General features: G+C 60.0%; 15 protein-coding genes. All 15 read right to left on the bottom strand.

Annotated elements, in window-relative coordinates; all coding sequences use genetic code 11:
- The 15 genes from AC1DF8_RS31940 to AC1DF8_RS31870 all read right to left on the bottom strand — a co-directional run bounded on the left by AC1DF8_RS31940 (position 1) and on the right by AC1DF8_RS31870 (position 17,047).
- The gene (locus AC1DF8_RS31940) at positions 1 to 1,026 is read right to left on the bottom strand and encodes an ABC transporter ATP-binding protein (RefSeq protein ID WP_478156620.1); all 1,026 of its coding nucleotides are present in this window, start codon (positions 1,024 to 1,026) and stop codon (positions 1 to 3) included.
- On the bottom strand, positions 1,019 to 1,798 hold the full coding sequence (locus AC1DF8_RS31935) for an ABC transporter permease (RefSeq protein WP_113017238.1): 780 nt from the start codon (positions 1,796 to 1,798) through the stop codon (positions 1,019 to 1,021). Before AC1DF8_RS31935 ends, AC1DF8_RS31940 begins: the two co-directional genes overlap by 8 nt.
- Positions 1,795 to 2,622: an ABC transporter permease gene (locus tag AC1DF8_RS31930; protein WP_478156617.1), complete on the bottom strand. Its 828-nt coding sequence runs from the start codon at positions 2,620 to 2,622 to the stop codon at positions 1,795 to 1,797. Before AC1DF8_RS31930 ends, AC1DF8_RS31935 begins: the two co-directional genes overlap by 4 nt.
- 63 nt (positions 2,623 to 2,685) lie before the next feature.
- A complete protein-coding gene (locus tag AC1DF8_RS31925) occupies positions 2,686 to 3,708 on the bottom strand; it encodes an ABC transporter substrate-binding protein (protein WP_112546033.1) in 1,023 nt (340 codons plus the stop codon).
- A 1-nt stretch (position 3,709) separates the two neighbouring features.
- The gene (locus AC1DF8_RS31920) at positions 3,710 to 4,753 is read right to left on the bottom strand and encodes a LacI family DNA-binding transcriptional regulator (protein WP_018115166.1); all 1,044 of its coding nucleotides are present in this window, start codon (positions 4,751 to 4,753) and stop codon (positions 3,710 to 3,712) included.
- 163 nt (positions 4,754 to 4,916) lie between these two features.
- Positions 4,917 to 6,350 carry an efflux transporter outer membrane subunit gene (locus AC1DF8_RS31915; protein ID WP_112972102.1) on the bottom strand — a complete coding sequence of 478 codons (1,434 nt, stop codon included), beginning with the start codon at positions 6,348 to 6,350 and terminating at the stop codon, positions 4,917 to 4,919.
- A 154-nt stretch (positions 6,351 to 6,504) separates the two neighbouring features.
- Entirely contained in the window at positions 6,505 to 9,615 is a 3,111-nt protein-coding gene (locus AC1DF8_RS31910) for an efflux RND transporter permease subunit (RefSeq protein WP_113211989.1), read from the bottom strand.
- Between the two features lie 50 nt (positions 9,616 to 9,665).
- Complete coding sequence (locus AC1DF8_RS31905; protein ID WP_478156614.1) at positions 9,666 to 10,883, bottom strand: efflux RND transporter periplasmic adaptor subunit; 1,218 nt, start codon at positions 10,881 to 10,883, stop codon at positions 9,666 to 9,668.
- Positions 10,884 to 11,034: 151 nt separating this feature from the next.
- Positions 11,035 to 11,637 carry a TetR family transcriptional regulator gene (locus AC1DF8_RS31900; RefSeq protein ID WP_018115162.1) on the bottom strand — a complete coding sequence of 201 codons (603 nt, stop codon included), beginning with the start codon at positions 11,635 to 11,637 and terminating at the stop codon, positions 11,035 to 11,037.
- Between the two features lie 98 nt (positions 11,638 to 11,735).
- The gene (locus AC1DF8_RS31895) at positions 11,736 to 12,680 is read right to left on the bottom strand and encodes a phosphoribosylaminoimidazolesuccinocarboxamide synthase (RefSeq protein ID WP_113117465.1); all 945 of its coding nucleotides are present in this window, start codon (positions 12,678 to 12,680) and stop codon (positions 11,736 to 11,738) included.
- 177 nt (positions 12,681 to 12,857) lie between these two features.
- Positions 12,858 to 14,600 carry an SLC13 family permease gene (locus tag AC1DF8_RS31890; RefSeq protein ID WP_478156611.1) on the bottom strand — a complete coding sequence of 581 codons (1,743 nt, stop codon included), beginning with the start codon at positions 14,598 to 14,600 and terminating at the stop codon, positions 12,858 to 12,860.
- A gap of 108 nt (positions 14,601 to 14,708) precedes the next feature.
- The gene (locus tag AC1DF8_RS31885) at positions 14,709 to 15,392 is read right to left on the bottom strand and encodes a phosphoribosyltransferase (RefSeq protein WP_478156707.1); all 684 of its coding nucleotides are present in this window, start codon (positions 15,390 to 15,392) and stop codon (positions 14,709 to 14,711) included.
- Positions 15,393 to 15,403: 11 nt separating this feature from the next.
- On the bottom strand, positions 15,404 to 16,210 hold the full coding sequence (locus AC1DF8_RS31880; protein ID WP_478156609.1) for a pseudouridine synthase: 807 nt from the start codon (positions 16,208 to 16,210) through the stop codon (positions 15,404 to 15,406).
- Between the two features lie 159 nt (positions 16,211 to 16,369).
- On the bottom strand, positions 16,370 to 16,576 hold the full coding sequence (locus AC1DF8_RS31875) for a hypothetical protein (RefSeq protein ID WP_112546027.1): 207 nt from the start codon (positions 16,574 to 16,576) through the stop codon (positions 16,370 to 16,372).
- A gap of 132 nt (positions 16,577 to 16,708) precedes the next feature.
- On the bottom strand, positions 16,709 to 17,047 hold the full coding sequence (locus AC1DF8_RS31870) for a hypothetical protein (protein ID WP_007815384.1): 339 nt from the start codon (positions 17,045 to 17,047) through the stop codon (positions 16,709 to 16,711).
- Between the last annotated feature and the right edge of the window lie 472 nt (positions 17,048 to 17,519).

Genomic DNA, 17,519 nt, shown 5'->3' with positions numbered 1-17,519 from the left:
TCACCCGAAACGCTTGAGGCTTGCGGAAGCCGCGACCGGCAGGTCGAAGGCGATGGAGCTGCCGAGTTCGTGTTGCGGCAGGGCTGCGTCCACCTCGGCCTTGATCGGGCCGAGCGAGCTGTCCAGCAGATATTCACGGCTGTTGCCGGCAAAAGACGTGCCGCGCACGGTGCCCTGGAAAGGACCAGAACCAAGGATCACCGCACGCGGCCGCCAGGCCAGGCCCGCCGCACCGTCGGGTGCCGCGGTCGAAAGGGCGACTGCGCCACCGGGCGTCGCGAGCTTTCCGTCCTTCAGCCCAAAGACATTCTCGAAGCCGACGAAATCGGCAACGAAGGAAGAAACAGGTTTGTTGTAGATATCTTCGGGCGTGCCGATCTGCTCGATGCCGCCGTTCAGCATGACGATGATACGGTCGGCAAGGGCAAGCGCTTCGGCCTGATCGTGGGTGACGAAGATCATCGTCACGCCCGTCTCCTTCTGGACACGCTGCAACTCGGCACGCATTTCGAGGCGCAGGCGGGCGTCGAGGTTGGAAAGCGGCTCGTCGAGCAGCAGCACCTTTGGCTCCATGACCATGGAGCGCGCGAGCGCCACACGTTGCTGCTGGCCGCCGGAGAGCTCGCCCGGTTTGCGGCTTGCGAATTTTGCAAGGCCGACAGATTTGATGCCGGCATTGACCTTGCCGTCCAGATCATCACCACGAAGGCCCTTCAGCCGCAGTCCGAAGGCGACGTTTTCATAGACGGTCAGATGCGGGAAAAGCGCGTAGGACTGGAAGACGAGGCCGACAGCGCGTTTGTTGGCGGAAACGCGGGTGATATCGGCGCCATCGAGATTGATGCGGCCGGAGGCCGGATTCAGCAGGCCGGCGATGGCGCGCATCGTCGTCGTCTTGCCGCATCCGGAAGGGCCGAGAAGCGCCACCAACTCGCCCCTGGCGATCGACAGGTCGAGGTCCTTCACCGCGACCGTATCGCCATAGGCCAGCGTCAGCTTGTCGAGTTGAAGGTAGGCATCAGACATAGCGAGAGAATCCCAGGAAGCGTTCGGCGAGGAAGACGATGCCGATCGAAAGGAAGGCGAGCAGCGCCGAGAGCGCCGCAATGGAGGGGTCGTAGGTGGTTTCCATGTAGCCCAGCATGTCGATCGGCAGCGTGCGCACGCCGGGGCCGGAGAGGAACAGGGAGACCGGAACCTGATTGAAGCTGGTGACGAAGCCGAGGATGAAGGCAGCCAGAATGCCGCCGCGGATATTCGGCATCACGACGCGGAAGAAGGCGCCGAGCCGTGAGGAACCGAGCAGGACGGCCGCTTCCTCGATATCGGAGCGCAGGTTACCAAGGCTTGCGGACACGACACGCACTGCATAGGGCAGCACCAGGGCGGTATGGGCGAAGAAGAGCGCCAGTGTGATATTGAAGCCGAAGGGCACGACGAGATAGCGCAGCAGCGCCAGGCCGACGATGATGCCTGGCACGATGATCGGCAGCGAGACGATGGTTCTGATCGTTTCCGAACCCGGCAGCCGATAGCGCGCTAGCGCATAGGCGGCCGGAATGCCGAGGATGAGGGCTGCCAGCGTCCCGAAGACCGCCAGGAACATCGACATGGCAAAGCTGTCGCGGAAGCTATCGATGGTGAAGACCTTGGCAACCCAGCGCAGCGACAGGCCCTGCGGCGGGAAAGCCAGCGTGTCGCCGGCGGAAAGCGAAGCCGCGATGATGATCAGAAAGGGGCCGATCAGGAAGACCAGCAGCAGGAACAGCACGACAGGCGAAAGGAGGCGGATGCTCATCGGCGGTTCCTCGCGGTCGCAAGGCGTTTCAGCAGGATATTGGCGGCAAAGCTCATGACGATCAGGATGAAGGCGATGACACTCGCCGAGACGAAATTATTGGCGACGGAAACCTGCTGGTACATCAGCGTCTCCAGCATCAGCACCTTGGAGCCGCCGAGGATGGCGGGCGTGATATAGGCCGTCAGCGAACCGGTGAAGACCAGCGTGCCGCCGACGACGAGGCCTTCCTTGGTGAGCGGCAGAATGACCTTCCAGAAGACCTGGAACCAGTTGGCGCCGAGCACGCGGGCGGCGGGAATGGCATCCTTCGGCATGTTCTCGAGTGCGCTGATGAGCGACAGGATCATCAGCGGCAGGAAAAGCTGCAGGAGGCCGATAAAGACGGCAGTTTCAGTGAAGAGCAGGCGTAGCGGCTCCGCGCTCAGGCCCAGGCCGGTGATCGCTTCATTGACGATGCCGGTGCGGCCGAGAATGACAATCCAGGCATAGGTGCGCGCAACCGGCGAGATCATCAGCGGCAGAGTGACGAGCCCGATCATGCGGCCCTTGCCCTTCGGAGGAAGATTGACGATCGCAAAGGCGGCGGCATAACCGATGATGGCCGACACCGCCGTCACTTCCAGGCCGAGCCGGAAGGTGCGGAAGAAAACGGTCCGGTTCAGCGTTTGCGAGAAGAAATCCGTATAGGCGGCAAGCGTCCACGCGCCGTCGCTGCGGAAGCCTTCGGAGAGCAGGATCGCGACGGGCAGCAGAAAGACTACGGCAGCGAAGATCGCGGCCGGCAGGGCAAGCGCCAGGGCTTCTGCTCGGTTCTGGAACATGAGACGCCTTTCGAGCGGGGAAGGGCGGTCCCGGTGGGTGCCGGGACCGATGTCAGCAGAGGCTTACTGGCCGACCTTTTCGTTCCATTCCTTCAGCCAGCCATTGCGGTTGTCGAGTGCGGCTGCGGACGGGATCAGCTTCAGGTTCTTGGCGGTGTCTTCGCCATAGGTGATGTTGTTTGCGACCTTGTCGGAGACCTTGACCTCCTTGTTCGCCGGGCTGTCGATGAGCTTTTCGGCGAGCTTGGTCTGGACGTCGGTCGAGAGCCAGAAGTCCATGAACTGCAGGGCGAGATCCTGGTTCTTCGAACCCTTGGTCATGACCAACACGTTCATGCCGCCGGTCTGGCCTTCCTTCGGCGTTGCCCAGGCAACGGGAAGGTCGAGTTTGGTGAAGCCTGCCCAGGAGAAACGGCCGATCGGAGCGGCCCAGATTTCCTCCTGCTGCATCAGCTGCACGAGCTGGGAAGACTTTTCATAGAAGGTAACGATTTCGTCCTTCTTTTCGCCGAGCGCTTCGATCGGCGCCTTGAGATCAGGCGTGTCCTTGCCGAGTGCGAGACCAAGCATGTAGAGCGCCGGCGGGCCCTGGTTGGTCGTAACGTTCGGGAAGGCGACGTGGCCGACATATTCCGGCTTCAGGAGATCGGCCCAGGACTCGATCTTCATCTTGTCCGAGCGGTAGGCAATCGAGGTGGCATAGAAAGTGTAGCCGACGCTCATGCCATCACCGTTCGGATCCTTGGCGACATCGTAGAGCCTGGAGAAATTTTCAAGCTTGGAGGTATCGATCTTGTCGATCAGGCCGGCGCGGGAAGCCGCAAGGCCATCGGCCATGGAGACGGCAGCAAGATCGACGACCGGATTGGCCTTGTTGGCTTCCATCTTGGCGAGGCGCTCGACGCTGTTGCCGGTTTCGACAACGAGCTTGCAGCCGCACTTGGCTTCGAAGGGGTCATAGACGATCGTCTTGTAATCGTCCTGCGCAAAGGCATAGACGGAAATGGTCAGCGTGCGTTCCTGTGCCGCTGCACCGAGAGGGAAAAGCGCGACTAGCGCCACTGATGCAACAAGAGCTTTTTTCATTCTACAGGTTCTCCATCTCTGAGGTTTTTGGTGCCGGGTTCACGAGCCCGGATGACTGGCGGATGATCAGCTGCATGGGCACGCGTTCGGTGTCCGCCGCAACCAGCACGCCCTCCCGTGTGCCACTATCGTTTATTCTGTCGACCAGTGCCGAAACGGCAATTTCGGCGATAGTGTCCATGTCCATCCTCACGGTCGTCAGCGATGGGGTGACGACCGGCGACCATATGAGATCGTCGAAGCCCGTGACGCTGACATCGGCGGGCACGCTGATGCCGTCCTGCTGCAGTTCAGTCAGCGCGCGCAGAGCCTGCAGGTCGGAAAGGGCCGCAAATGCCGTGAAGCCCTGACGCGCCTTTTCCGCAAGCCCCAGCCTGCAACCGGCGCCCGTCTCGTTTTCCAGCCGCTCGATCCAGAGTGTTTCGGAGCGCATGCCGTGCTGCAATCCAGCCCTGATGCCGCCGGCTCTGTCGTTCTGGACATTGGACTCGTGATTATTGCCGATGATGAGGATCTGCTTGTGGCCGAGGCCCGCAAGGTGGGCRGCAATTTCCTTTCCGCCCTGCCAGTGATCGGCGGCGACAGTATTGCCCGGTGTGGAGGCGGTATCGATGACCGCGACCGGGCAGCTCGCGGCGGAAATGCGGGTGGCGCGGCGAGGCACGACCACCATGCCGTCGACGCCACGTTCCACCAGCCGGTTGATCGCTTCCGTCTGGGCCGTGATATCGCCGCGGGAGTCGGCAATCAGCACACCGTAGCCTGCTACGGATGCGGCATATTCGATGGCCTGGGCGATCTTCGGAAAGAGGGGATTGGCAATATCGGGCAAGACAAGGCCGAGCACGCCGCTCCGGCCAGTACGCAGAGCTCTGCCGGCCTGGCTCGGCACATAGCCGAGTTCGGCGGCATGCGTGCGGATTCTTTCGATCAGTGCGTCGGAAACCCGGCCTTTGCCGGAGAGCGCATTGGAGACCGTGGCAACGGAGACGCCGAGCGACGTTGCTATCCTGCTGAGATTGGGTCCCGGGCGTTGTGAGGCCATTGTTTTGAAGCGCCGCGCTTAATCGTTTAATCAACTGCATAGCGTAGCGATTACGGCTTGTCGAATCCAAATCCTTCCTGTGCGCATATTATCTGTTCCGGCTCTGGCAAAGAAAAAGCCCCGCGGAGACCACGGGGCTTCGGAATGACGCTATGCGAAGACCTTAGCTGCCCTTGGCAGCCTTGACCGGTGCCGGACCGGTGGTCTTGCCAGTCGGTGCGAAGCCGCCGCCGGTTGCGATGTTGAGCGCAGCGTAATCCTTTGCCATCTGCTGAACGGCAGCCGCGAGGCTTGCCTGAGCGAGAGAGACCTGACGCTGGGCGTCGAGAACGTCGAGCAGCGAGGAAGCGCCGTCTTTGTAGGATGCCGTCGAGAGCTCGAGGGTTTCCTGGGTCGTCCTGACCTGGGCGCGCAAGGCGTCAACCGTCTGGGCGTCACGGCGAACGGCCGAAAGGGCATCCTCGACCTGCTGGATTGCCGTCAGAACGGTCTGCTTCCAAGCGAGGTAGGATGCGACGGCGTTGGACTTGGAGACGTCGACATTGGCGCGCAGACTGCCGCCGTCGAGGATCGGCAGGTTCAAGGTCGGGCCGAAGGACCATGCCGACAGGCCGCCGTGGATGCCGCGCTGGTTGATGTAGCTCGGCGAGATCGAACCGGACAGCGAGATCGACGGGTAGAGTTGAGCTTCGGAGACACCGATCTGGGCGGTGGCAGCGGCGAGGTTACGCTCGGCCTGGCGAATATCCGGGCGGTTGCGGATCAGGTCGGCCGGAACGCCGGAATTGATGCCGCCGCGGAAGGTCGGCTGGCCGGAGCCACGCAACAGTTCATCGACCATCGAACCGGCCGGCTGGCCGAGGAGGGTGGCGATTTGATGGGCCGAAACGCGGATGTTGGTTTCGAGACCGGGGATTTCTGCGAGCGTCGACTGGACAAGACCTTCAGCCTGGACGACGTCGAGGCGGGAGGCCGCACCTGCGTCGAGCTGGAACTTGGTCAGGTCGTAGGTTTCCTGACGGGACTTCAGGTTGGCTTTCGAAAGCGCCAGGCGCTGCTGGAAGAAGCGCAGGTCAATATAGGTTGAAACAAGGTTCTGGATGTAGGACAGCTTGGCGATGTCGGCACCCGCATAGGCGGAATCAAGAGAGGCGAGGGCGCTTTCCTTGCTGCGTCTGAAAAGACCGAACATGTCGAGCAGCCAGGACAGGGAAAGCTGTCCGGCGCTGGTGTTGCGGGTGTTGAACTGGGTACGCAACTCGCCGGTCTCGCCGCTGACGGTGTGAGAAGCGCCAACATCGAGAGCAGGCAATGAACCGGCGCCAGCGATGGTCACGTTGGCGGATGCGGAATTGATGCGCTCGAGCGCCTGTTGAATCGTCAGGTTCTGGCTAAGGCCGGTCTGGACAAGGCTGTCGAGTTTGCGGTCATTATAGGCGGTCCACCAGGCCGTGGTAGCGACGTCGCCGATGCTCTTTTTGCCACCTTCACTGAATTTTCCAGGAAGCGCCATTTCCGGAGGTACGTGATCAGGGCCTACTACACAGCCCGACAGCAATAACAATAGCGCCGGTGTGGCATAACGAAGAGATACCATGCATTTCATCCTGTAACTCGAGCAAGTCAATTCTTGTCCGAAGCGTCATGCTTCACTATCGGCCCGACGCGCCTCGATCCTTACGCTAAACACATGCCGAAGCAGTCCGCGCGCAATGTAGCAATCCGGAAAGCTTTCTCACAGTGCATTTATATCACACTCCCGCCTCATTTTTTTGCCGTGTGGCAAAGATGCGGCGGATCACGACGAAGAAGGAGGGCACGAAGAAAATGCCGAGTACCGTCGCCGAAAGCATCCCTCCGAGCACGCCGATACCGATCGCGTTCTGGGCAGCGGAACCCGCGCCCGTGGCGATGGCCAAAGGCACGACGCCGAGAATGAAAGCCAGAGATGTCATGATGATCGGGCGCAGGCGCAGCCTTGCTGCTTCCAGCGTCGCCTCGAAGAGCCCCATGCCCGTCTCCGTCCGGTCCTTCGCGAATTCCACGATCAGGATCGCGTTCTTGGCGGCAAGGCCGATGGTCGTGAGCAGGCCCACCTTGAAATAGACGTCATTCGCCTGCCCGAATAGCGTTGCTGCGGCAAGTGCGCCGAGCACGCCGACCGGCACGGCCATGATGACCGAGAACGGGATCGACCAGCTCTCGTAGAGGGCAGCCAGGCAGAGGAAGACGACGAGAACCGAAATCGCGTAAAGCATCGGGGCCTGCGAGCCCGAGAGCCGCTCCTGATAGGAGATGCCCTGCCAGGCGACCGTGTAGCCGCCGCCGAGCTGTTCGGTCAGTGCTTCCATCTCGTTCATGGCTTCACCCGATGAGACGCCAGGGGCTGCCGCACCGTCGAGCGGGATGGCGCTGACAGCATTGAACCGGGCGAGCGAGGGCGCGCCATCGACCCATTGGGTCGTCGTGAAGGCGGAGAAAGGCACCATCTCGCCAGCGTTGTTGCGGGCATACCAGTGGTTCAGATCGGTCGGCTGCATGCGGAAGGGAGCGTCGCCCTGCACGTAGACCGGCTTGATTTCGCCATTCAGCGTGAAGTCGTTGACATCGCGGCCAGTGAAGATGATCGACAGCATGGAATTGACCGAGGCGAGGTCGACACCCATGGCGCCGATCTTCTCCTGATCGATCAGGATTTTCATCTGCGGCTCGACTTCCTTGTTGTTCGAGCGCAGCGCGACGACCTTGCCGGTGGCGCCGGCCATCTGGATGAGCCGCTTGGATGCGGCCGTCAGGGCTTGATTGCCATGGCCGCCGGTGTCCACCAGATACATGGAGAAGCCGCTCGAGACGCCAAGACCCTGGATCGCCGGCGGCAGCAGCGCGAAGACCTGCGCCTCGCGGATCGTGAAGAAGTTCTTGAGAGCCCGGTTGACCACCGACTGAGCACTGAGATTGTGATCGGTGCGCAGTGAGAAATCCTTGAGCTTGGTGAAGACGATGGCGCTGTTCTGGCCGGAACCGTTAAAGCCGAAGCCGAGCGCACCGAATACGGAATCCACCGCATCCTTCTCGTTTTCGCGGAAGTATTTTTCGACTTTTTCAACGACAGCCTGCGTCTGCTGCGTGGTCGAGCCAGGGGGCGTGGTGACGATGGTCAAAAGCACGCCCTGGTCTTCTTGCGGCAGGAATGAACTCGGCAGACGCGCGAAGAGATAGGCGCAGCCGGCGCCGACCAGCAGGAATACCAGCATGACGCGGATCGGGCGCTTCAAGAGGTAGCCGATCGTGCGCACATAGCCGTTGGTCGAGCGGGTGAAGTTGCGGTTGAACCAGTCGCCGATGCGATGCTTCTTGTGCTCGTTGACCGGCTTCAGCATCGTGGCGCAGAGCGCCGGCGTCAGCACGATGGCGACGAGGGCCGAAAGCAGCATGGCCGAAACGATGGTGATGGAGAACTGGCGATAGATGATGCCGGTCGAGCCACCGAAGAATGCCATGGGAATGAAAACGGCGGTCAGCACGAGAGCGATGCCGACGATGGCGCCGGTAATTTCACCCATCGACTTCTCGGTCGCTTCAAGTGGCGAGAGCTTTTCCTCCGACATGATGCGTTCGACGTTTTCCACGACGACGATGGCGTCGTCGACGAGAAGGCCGATTGCCAGCACCATGGCGAACATCGTCAGCGTATTGATCGAATAGCCTGTTGCCGCAAGGACGCCGAACGTGCCGAGAAGCACGACGGGTACGGCAATGGTCGGGATCAACGTCGCGCGCAGGTTCTGCAGGAAGATGAGCAGCACCACGAAGACGAGCACGATCGCCTCGATCAGTGTGTGCACGACCTTCTCGATCGACAGCTCGACGAAGGGGGTCGTGTCGTAGGGATAGGTGATCTCGACGCCTTCCGGCAGGCCACGACCGATCGTTTCGAGCGCGGTGCGGACACGGGCGGCGGTATCGATGGCGTTCGCGCCAATTGCAAGGTTGACGGCGAAACCAGACGACGGCAGACCATTATAGCGCGAGCTGCCGCCATAGCTCTCCTGCCCGATTTCGACGCGGGCGACATCGCTCAGGCGGACTGTCGAACCATCCTTTTCGACCTTCAGGATGATGTGCTCGAAATCCGCGACCGTGGTAAGCTGGCTCTGTGCCGTGATGGTGACGTTGATCTGCTGGCCCGGGACGGCAGGCTGGGCGCCAAGCGAGCCGACGGAGACCTGCGTATTCTGGGCCTGGATAGCCGAGGTCACGTCGCTTGGTGTGAGCTGAAACTTCTGCAGTTTGAACGGGTCGATCCAGACACGCATGGCGTAGCCGGAGCCAAATACGTTGATGCTGCCTACGCCTTCCAGGCGTTGGATCTGGTCCTCGATCGAGGTCGACATGATGTTGCCGAGGTCAACGGAGGTGCGTTTGCCGTCCGTCGAGACCAGCGAGCCGACGAGAAGAATGCTCGACGTGGAGCGCGTGACGCTGATCCCCGCATCGATGACGTCGCCAGGCAACTGCGACTGGACAAGCTGCAGCTTGTTTTGAACCTGTACCTGCGCGATGTCAGGATTGATGCTGGTCCCGAAGGTCAGCGAAATGCTGGCCGAGCCTGTCGACGAGGTCGAGGTCATGTAGGTCAGGTCGTCGAGACCAGTCATGCCGTCTTCGATGATGGTGGTCACCGATTTTTCGACCGTTTCGGCGCTCGCGCCGCGATAGCTGGTGTTGATGCGGACCGTTGTCGGCGCAATATCAGGATATTGCGAGATCGACAGCGTGAAGATCGCGAGCAGACCTGCGAGCATGATGGTGATCGCAATGACCCAGGCAAATATCGGTCGTCGGATGAAAAACTTGGCCATCGGTTATTCCTGTACGGCTGGGACGGTGACGATACGGGAGTGCCTGCGCATTACTTTGCTGCGGGCTTCTGTTCGCCTCCGGCCACGGGCTGATCGGCAGGGACAACCACGCCGTTGTCATTGATTTTCATTGGAACCGGTTTTACCGACATGCCTGATACAATCGACTGCAGACCGCTGACGATGAGCTGGTCGCCATCCTTTACGCCCTGGGTCACGAGCCAGGAATTGTTGGAAGGCGAGGCATTCTCGAACACGCGGGTCTCAACTTTGYCCTCGGCGGAAATGAACTGCGCGGTCAAACGGCCGTTGGCGTCACGGGTGGTGGCAAGCTGCGGCAGGGAATACCCGGCTTCGTTACCGAGTTCGACTGTGGCGCGTACGTACATGCCGGGCAGGACGACGCGGTCGGGGTTCGGGAAAACAACACGGATGATGAAGGTACCGGTCGTTTCGCTGACAACCTGCTTCGACATGTCGAGCTTGCCCTTCTGATTATACTCGCGGCCGTCTTCGAGGATCAGGCGGAACGCGACATTGTTGTCCTCGCCCTTGACGTCGCCGGCAGCGATCGCATCGCGCAATTTCAGCAGGTTGGTGCTCGATTCCGTCAGCGAAATATAGATCGGATCGAGCTGGCGGATGGTGGTCAGTGCGGTCGTCTGGTTGGCCGCAACGACGTTGCCGATGTTGTAGGCGGTCTGGTCGATGACGCCGTCGAAGGGGGCTGTGATCTTCGTATGATCGAGATCGATCTGCGCTGCGGTCAACGCCGCCTTTGCGGCTTCGACTTCTGCATTCGCTTGTGCAAGGGCTGTTCGGGCGGTTTCGAATTCGATCTGCGTTGCGCCGCTGCCGACCAGCCGCTGGTAGCGGTCGAAATTGCTCTGGGCGCTTGGCACGCCGGCCTCGGCTTTGGAAATCGCGGCCTGGGCCTGCTCAACGGTTGCGCGGTAGGCGGCGTCGTCGATCTGGTAGAGCAGATCGCCCTTCTTGACTTCTCCGCCTTCCTTGAACGCGATTTCACGGATGATGCCGCTTACCTGCGGGCGAATATCAGCCACCTGGAAGGCCTCGGCGCGGCCGGGCAGGATCGTCGTAATCGGATAGGTATCCTTTTTCAGCGTGACCACACCAACCGGGGCAGCCTGCTGGGCAGCACCGCCCGCGCCTGGATTGCCAGCGGGCTTGCTGCCGCCCTCGTTGCAGGCGGCGAGACCGATAACAAGCAAGAGGGTCGAGGTTACGATGAGGGCGCGCCTAGTCATGCTGAATTTCCTGTGCGGTTGGCAGTAGCGGTTCAATCGCCGGCCCTTGGAGGCGCCGCTCAATATAAACGTGGTGATTGATCCGGTAACAGGTGCCGTTATCCGATATTAAGAAAAGCTTTATGAAGTGACGTAATTCAGCAATCGTCACTTAGCAAGGTTTATTTTGCAGTGCGGCATCCACGAAACACACGATTTTTTCCGCACGGTGCACAAGCGTGTTCTTGTCGTCCTTGGCAATGAGAATGGGATGCAGAACACAGGCCAGAACATCTGCAACGGTGCGCGCTGCCATGTCTGTATTGTCGCAATGGTAGTTGCCTTCGGCGACGCCTTCACGAATGATCTCGCCGAGCTTCTGTTCTATCCGTTCGCGATAGCGCTGGCCGGCATCGAGCTTGGCATCGATCGTCGAGATCACCATCTCGAAAATGTAGGGGTTCTGCTGGATATCCCGCAGATGGCTGTCGAGCAGTCGCAGGACGAAGCTTAGCAACTGCTCCTTCGGCGGCAGGCTGGTGTCAACGGCGGCGAAGCGCTCCGTCGCATTGCCGAGATGACGCTCGGCGATCGCATCGACGAGCACCGCCTTCGAATGAAAATGCTTGAAGACATTGGCTGGCGACATGTGCAGCGACGAGGCGATATCGGCGATGGAAACCGCGACGAAGCCGCGCTGCCGAAACAGCGTATCCGCCATCGAGAGGATATCCTCCCTGGTCTCTTCGGCCTTGCGTCTGGGCCTGCGTGCCATCTGTCCCCCGCCGGGCTTGGCCCGGCACCCCTTTTTTCCGATGCTAGCGCGATTGGTTGAAAGCCTGCAAGCAGGCTCGCAACTCCGGCTTCAAAGGCTCAGGGGAAATAGGGCGCGAGATTTGCCCGGACACGTGCCGCGGGCGTTTCGCCACGGTCGTCGGGTACGAAGCGTTCCCCGGTGATCCATTCATGGGCTTTGATATAGACGGCCGACGTCTGCTCGATCAGCTCGAGAGGAATTTCCGGAATCGCATCCTTGTAGGGGTCGCAGCGTTCGGCGACCCAGGCGCGGACGAAGTCCTTGTCGAAGCTTTCCGGCCGCTTGCCCGCTTCGAAAGCGATAGGATAGGTTTCCGCCACCCAATAGCGGCTGCTGTCGGGCGTGTGGATCTCGTCGGCGAGAATGATGTTGCCGTCCTTATCGGTGCCGAATTCATATTTGGTGTCGACGAGGATGAGGCCACGCTTTGCCGCCATCTCCTGGCCACGGGCAAAAAGCGCCAGCGCATATTTCGACAGCGTTTCCCACTGTTCCTTCGTCAGCAATCCCCGGCTGACAATCTCTGCCGGGGTGAGCGGCTCGTCATGGCCGCCGTCGAATTCCTTGCTGGTCGGCGTGATGACCGGCTCGGGAAGGATCTGATTGTCGCGCATGCCGTCGGGCAGGCGCATCCCATACATCTCGCGCTCGCCCTTCTTATAAAGTGTCAGGATCGAAGTGCCTGTCGTGCCGGCGAGATAGCCACGTACGACGATCTCGACCGGAAGGATATCGAGCCGTTTGCCGATGACGACATTCGGGTCGGGATAGTCGAGGACGTGATTGGGGCAGATGTCCTTCGTTGCCTCGAACCAGTATCGGGCTGTCTCGGTCAGAACCTGTCCCTTGTAGGGAATGCAGGTCAGGATGCGATCGAAAGCGCTCAGCCGATCGGTGCTGATGATGATGCGTCGGCCATCCGGAAGATCGTAATTCTCACGCACCTTGCCGCGGTAGTAGTTCGGCAGTTCCGGGAAATGGGCTTCGGAGAGAATACGCACGACGCCTGGTTATCCTTCTATCGGCTGAGACTAAAGCGTGCCGCGATCATTAGGGTCCGCTTCGCACGCTTCAGGTCTTTGTTTTACGCATGTCGTTATCGCAAACTCCACACTTTTGCGCCGCATGCTCTGACCCTGCTCTAGTTTCATTGCCGGGGAAGTCAAGCAAAGGCTCGTTCAAAGCCAGAAGACGGTGACGAGAATGAGCGTGAGTATATAGCCAGCGAGGGTCAGCGGCCAGCCGGCGCGTAGGAAATCGCGGAAGCGGTAGCTGCCGATGCTCATCGACAGAGTATTGTTGTGATGGCCGAAGGGGGTGAGGAAATCCTGCGATGCTCCGGCTGCCACCGCGATCAGGTAGGCCTGCGGTGGTTGCTCACCGGCGCGCGCAAACTCCAGCGCAATTGGTGCAAGCACGATCGCGACCGTCGCGTTGTTGACGAAGGGCGTCAGCGCCATGGCTAGAAACAGAACGAGTGCGATGCCCCACAACGGATTTACGATGGGGAATACAAGGCTCAGCCAGGTTGCAATGGTCTCGGCCATGCCTGTCGTGGCAACTGCCTGACCGATCGGAATCATTGCCGCCAACATGATGATGATCGGCCAGTTGAGATCCGCCATCGCATGGCGAATATTCAAATAGCCGGGGAGAGCAAGTGCCAGGAGCACGAACGCAAGAGCGATGTCGGGGCGTAGACCGAAAGCGGAGGCAGCAACGCCGCAGGCAAAAATAGCAAAAGGTCGCCACGAGGCTGTTGAGGCAGGAGGAGGCGCTGTTGAGGCAAGCGGAAGGCATTCGCACTCCTCAAGCGCTTCCGCGACCGCCGCTTTCGGGCCATCCAGTACCAATATGTCGCCGATCGAAAGCTGCAGATCCGCAAAACGCCCCTCGATGCGAGGAGACCGCATCGACAATGCTGAAACAGTGACCCCGCGATTGCGGAAGACTTCCAGCGATGCGATGCGCGAGCCGACGACAGTGCTTTCCGGCATGACGACGGCTTCGATGCTTGTGAAATCCGGCTGCAGTCCGTGTGGATGGGCGTCTGGCACAAGCGCCTGCGAGGCGGCCAGATCCGCGAAGGCCGAATCCGCGCCCTGCGCCAGCAGGATATCGCCTGGCTGGATGACAGATTGTTCGAGCGGTCCAAAGACGAAAGTCCCGCCGCGGATCAGGGCGTGCGGCTGGATGCCGAAGCGCTCGGGACATTGGGCCAGTGTCGCGCCGATAAGCGAGGAATGTTCGGGGATGCTGCGTTCGACGACAATGCGGCGGATCGGTGGAGTTGGCGTTTCCGCGGTCTCGTCCGGCTCTGCAAACAACCGCTGCACGATCAGCGCGATCAGCATGATGCCTGCTATGGCGACCGGCAGCCCGACATAGGCGAAGTCGAAGAAGCGGAAACCCTTGCCGGTGGCTTTTTCAAGCGCGTCGCTGACGAGAAGATTGGCGGGAGTGCCGATCAAAGAGACAAGACCGCCGAGAAGGGCGGCGAAGGAGATCGGCATCACGAGCTGCCGGCGCGGAATGCTCATGAGCGTGCTGAGCCGGAGCGCCAATGGCAAGGTGATCGCAAAGGCGCCGATGTTGTTCATGAAGACAGAGATGATGCCGGTCAGCGCGGACATGGCTGTGATGACCCCGAAATGCGAGAAACCCGATGCCAGGAAGCGCTCGGCGAGGCTGTCAAAGAGTTTGGTGCGCGCCAGTACCTGGACGATCAGCAGGATTTCGACCACGGTGATGACGACAGGGCTTGAGAAGCCGGCAAAGATGCCTTCGGCGGGATAAAGGCCGAGCACGTAGCCAGCAAGCAATCCGCCGATGGAGATAAGTTCCATGCGCAAGCGGTCGAGGGAGAACAGGAAGAGCATTGCCACCAGCAGGATCAGGAGGGCTGCTTGCTCAAGCGTCATCGGCGGTTCCTGTCTTCGATCACACGCCGAATGTAGCTCTTCGTCTCGTGCTGTATAGCCCGTTCAGACGAAAGAATGATCGGTCTTCACATGTGAGCTCGATGCCGCTCAGGCAAGTCTGCGCCATTTTCCTTCGGCTGTCCGCTCCAGGATGGGCGTGGCGAAAACGCCTTTCGTGCGCGCCTGCCATTGGGGGGCTGCGGCGTCGAGCTTGGCGCGCCAGCGGTCCGATTGCAGCATGGCCGCACCAATGACGATGGGTTCGACGTTGCAGCTCCCGAGCAGATCAAGGCCTGCGACGATCGAAGTTCCGCTCGATATGACGTCATCGATCAGCGCGACACGGCGTCCTTCCAGGAGGGGCAGCATGCGCGGATCTATATAGAGCCGTTTCTGTTGTTCCGGCGTGGTGATCGATGAGAGTGAGACTGACAATTCGTCGCGATACCAGAATTTGCGGGAGGTGCCGAGCGGCACATAGCGGCTGTGGCCGAGCTTCTGCGCGACAGCAGCTGCGAGTGTCAGGCCGAGTGTCGGCAGACCGGCAACCACATCGATGCCTGATGGTTCTATCTTTGCTGCAAGGCTTTCGGCGAGCGCGTCCAGTACTGCAAAGCTTGCCTGGTTGATAATCAGCGAGGCCAGCGCGTGATCGCCATCCGAGAGTACCCGGATCGGCAGCCGCAACTGTCTGCCATCCCCCAGTTCCGCTATAAAGAAGGAGGTGAAATCGCCGCCTGTTTCAAAGCTGCCCGGCGGATGGATCTCCTGCCAGAAATCATGAGGCTTCATCTCGTTCATTCTCAATCCCGTATTGCCTTGCCGTTACCGAGCTTCCGGCGAAGGTCCTTCAGCTCGGATTCAGTCAAGGCCCTGACCGATCCCTTCGGCAGGTCGCCAAGTCCCAGCCCACCGATCGCGACACGCACGAGCCGCAGGCAGGCGATATCGAGCGCTTCCAGCATCCGGCGGATCTGCCGGTTGCGACCCTCCTGCAATTCCACTTCGATCCAGGAGTTGCGGTCGCCCTCGCGCAGCCTGCGGGCAGCGGTAGCGCGCAGCAGTTCGCCGTCATGCCGAAGACCTGTCATCATTGCCGCCAGCATGTTGTCATCGGCGATCCGGTCGATCTGCACATGATAGGATTTCGAGACGTGGGTGATTGGATCGAGCAGCGCCTGGGCGAACTCCGTGTCGTTCGTAAAAAGCAGCAAGCCCTCGCTCGCCTTGTCGAGCCGACCGACGGGAGAGAGGTGCGGAACATCGAAATCGGCCAGGCAGTCATAGACGGTCGGGCGGCCTTCCGGATCATGACGAGTGGTCACAAGGCCGCGTGGTTTGTTGAGCATCAGGTAGATCCGGGTCTCGGCGACGATCTCTTTGTTATCGACCTTTATAAGAGCGGTCGAAAGATCGACCCACGCCGATGGATCCGTGACGATGCGATCACCGACCGTGACGCGGCCCTCCGCGATCAGTCGTTCTGCCTGGGTGCGGGAACAATAGCCAAGTTTAGAGAGCGCACGTGGAAGCGTGACCCGCTTGCCGGCCGGTTCGGCCTGGGGTCTGCTGCGTTCGGGTGTCTTCTGCGGTGATCGCCGGCCTTTCACTTCGCTATCCCTGATGCGATTGCGAAAGCCGTTCTTTGCATGAACGACGCATGGATGCCAGCAATGGTGCTCGAAATTCTGGGGAGTAGGGGGGCGGATGCCAAAACAAACCATCGACGCTTTGGGAAAGCGTAGTGGCAGGAGAGTTTTTCTAACGCCTCAAGCGCAGGCCATGAAACCGGCGAGTTCCTGCCGGTTCATCATAATGCCTGCTGCAGCCTTGGCAGGGTCCGGATGAGTATAGGAGAGGCTCGGCATTTCGGGCAGATCGAGCGCCTGGCGCATGTTCATGATGCCGACTGCGCGACGTCCATCGCTGGCGTCGACGCTGACTTCAACGATCAGCTTCTCTCTCTTGTTGTCCATAATGTCCTCCCTTCATTTTTATGCTCCTATCGATCACACTAAAAATTGGTTTTTCTAAGACATAAGTGTTTACGCATCCTGCAAAAATTGGATCTGCAAGATGCGTAAAATACAGGAGCGGAAGCTAGTGGTTCAACGCCACCAGTGACGCGGCTCGGGCTGCGAGGCGCCTGACAACATATAACCTGCCAGGAAACCGATCGCACCGGCAACCAGAAGCGCTGTCGTCGTTGCCGCTGGGTGTTCGCGAGCCGTGCCAGCGACCGCGGCTCCTTCTGCCCTGATCTGCGCAACGGCGCTCTTGGCACGCGGGAGCGCATCTTCGTAAGCCTTGCCGGCTCGGTCTCGCACTTCATAATAGGCTTCGGCGCCCTGTGCTGAAATCATCTTCTGCAGGCGGGAAACCTCCTGCTGGAGTGCGGCGATGTCCTTGCTGACGGAAGTTCTGAGATCGTCGGTATTGGCGGCCATATCTGTCTCCTTTCCTTCAATGGGGAAGAAAACACCAAAGAGCGCGTTAGGTTCCGTGCTTCTCCCGATAATTGGATGTGACGGTAGTTTGACAGCGGGCGCAGAGGCTTCATTCATCCTGCGTTAACCATTAAATTGACCAAGAGACTGTTTTTCCGTGGTCTTTCCGCCTTTTTAGACGCTGCTCCATTCGATTTTTTATCGCCCGGTAAAAGATTTTCCGGGGATCTCGCCTCGGAAAGGCACCTGTGGATAATGACGGCGTATAAAATTGGCTGTCGAATCAACCTGTTACAAAAATGTCAAAAAAGTTGGATTGGTGGTGTTGACTGTTTCGGTGTGTGAGGATTATAAGCCCACTCACTGACGAGGGCGGCGGCGCTGCTGGCGACGAAGTCTCTCGTTCTAAAGAAATCAAGCGGATTGGCTGATGCTGGTTTGTTGCTCTTGGCGGAAGTTAGGGGCGTTGATT

The organism is Rhizobium sp. 05N49 (genome assembly GCF_056396805.1).
The sequence above is the reverse complement of the archived record's forward strand: the minus strand, read 5'-3'. Positions and strand labels throughout refer to the sequence as shown.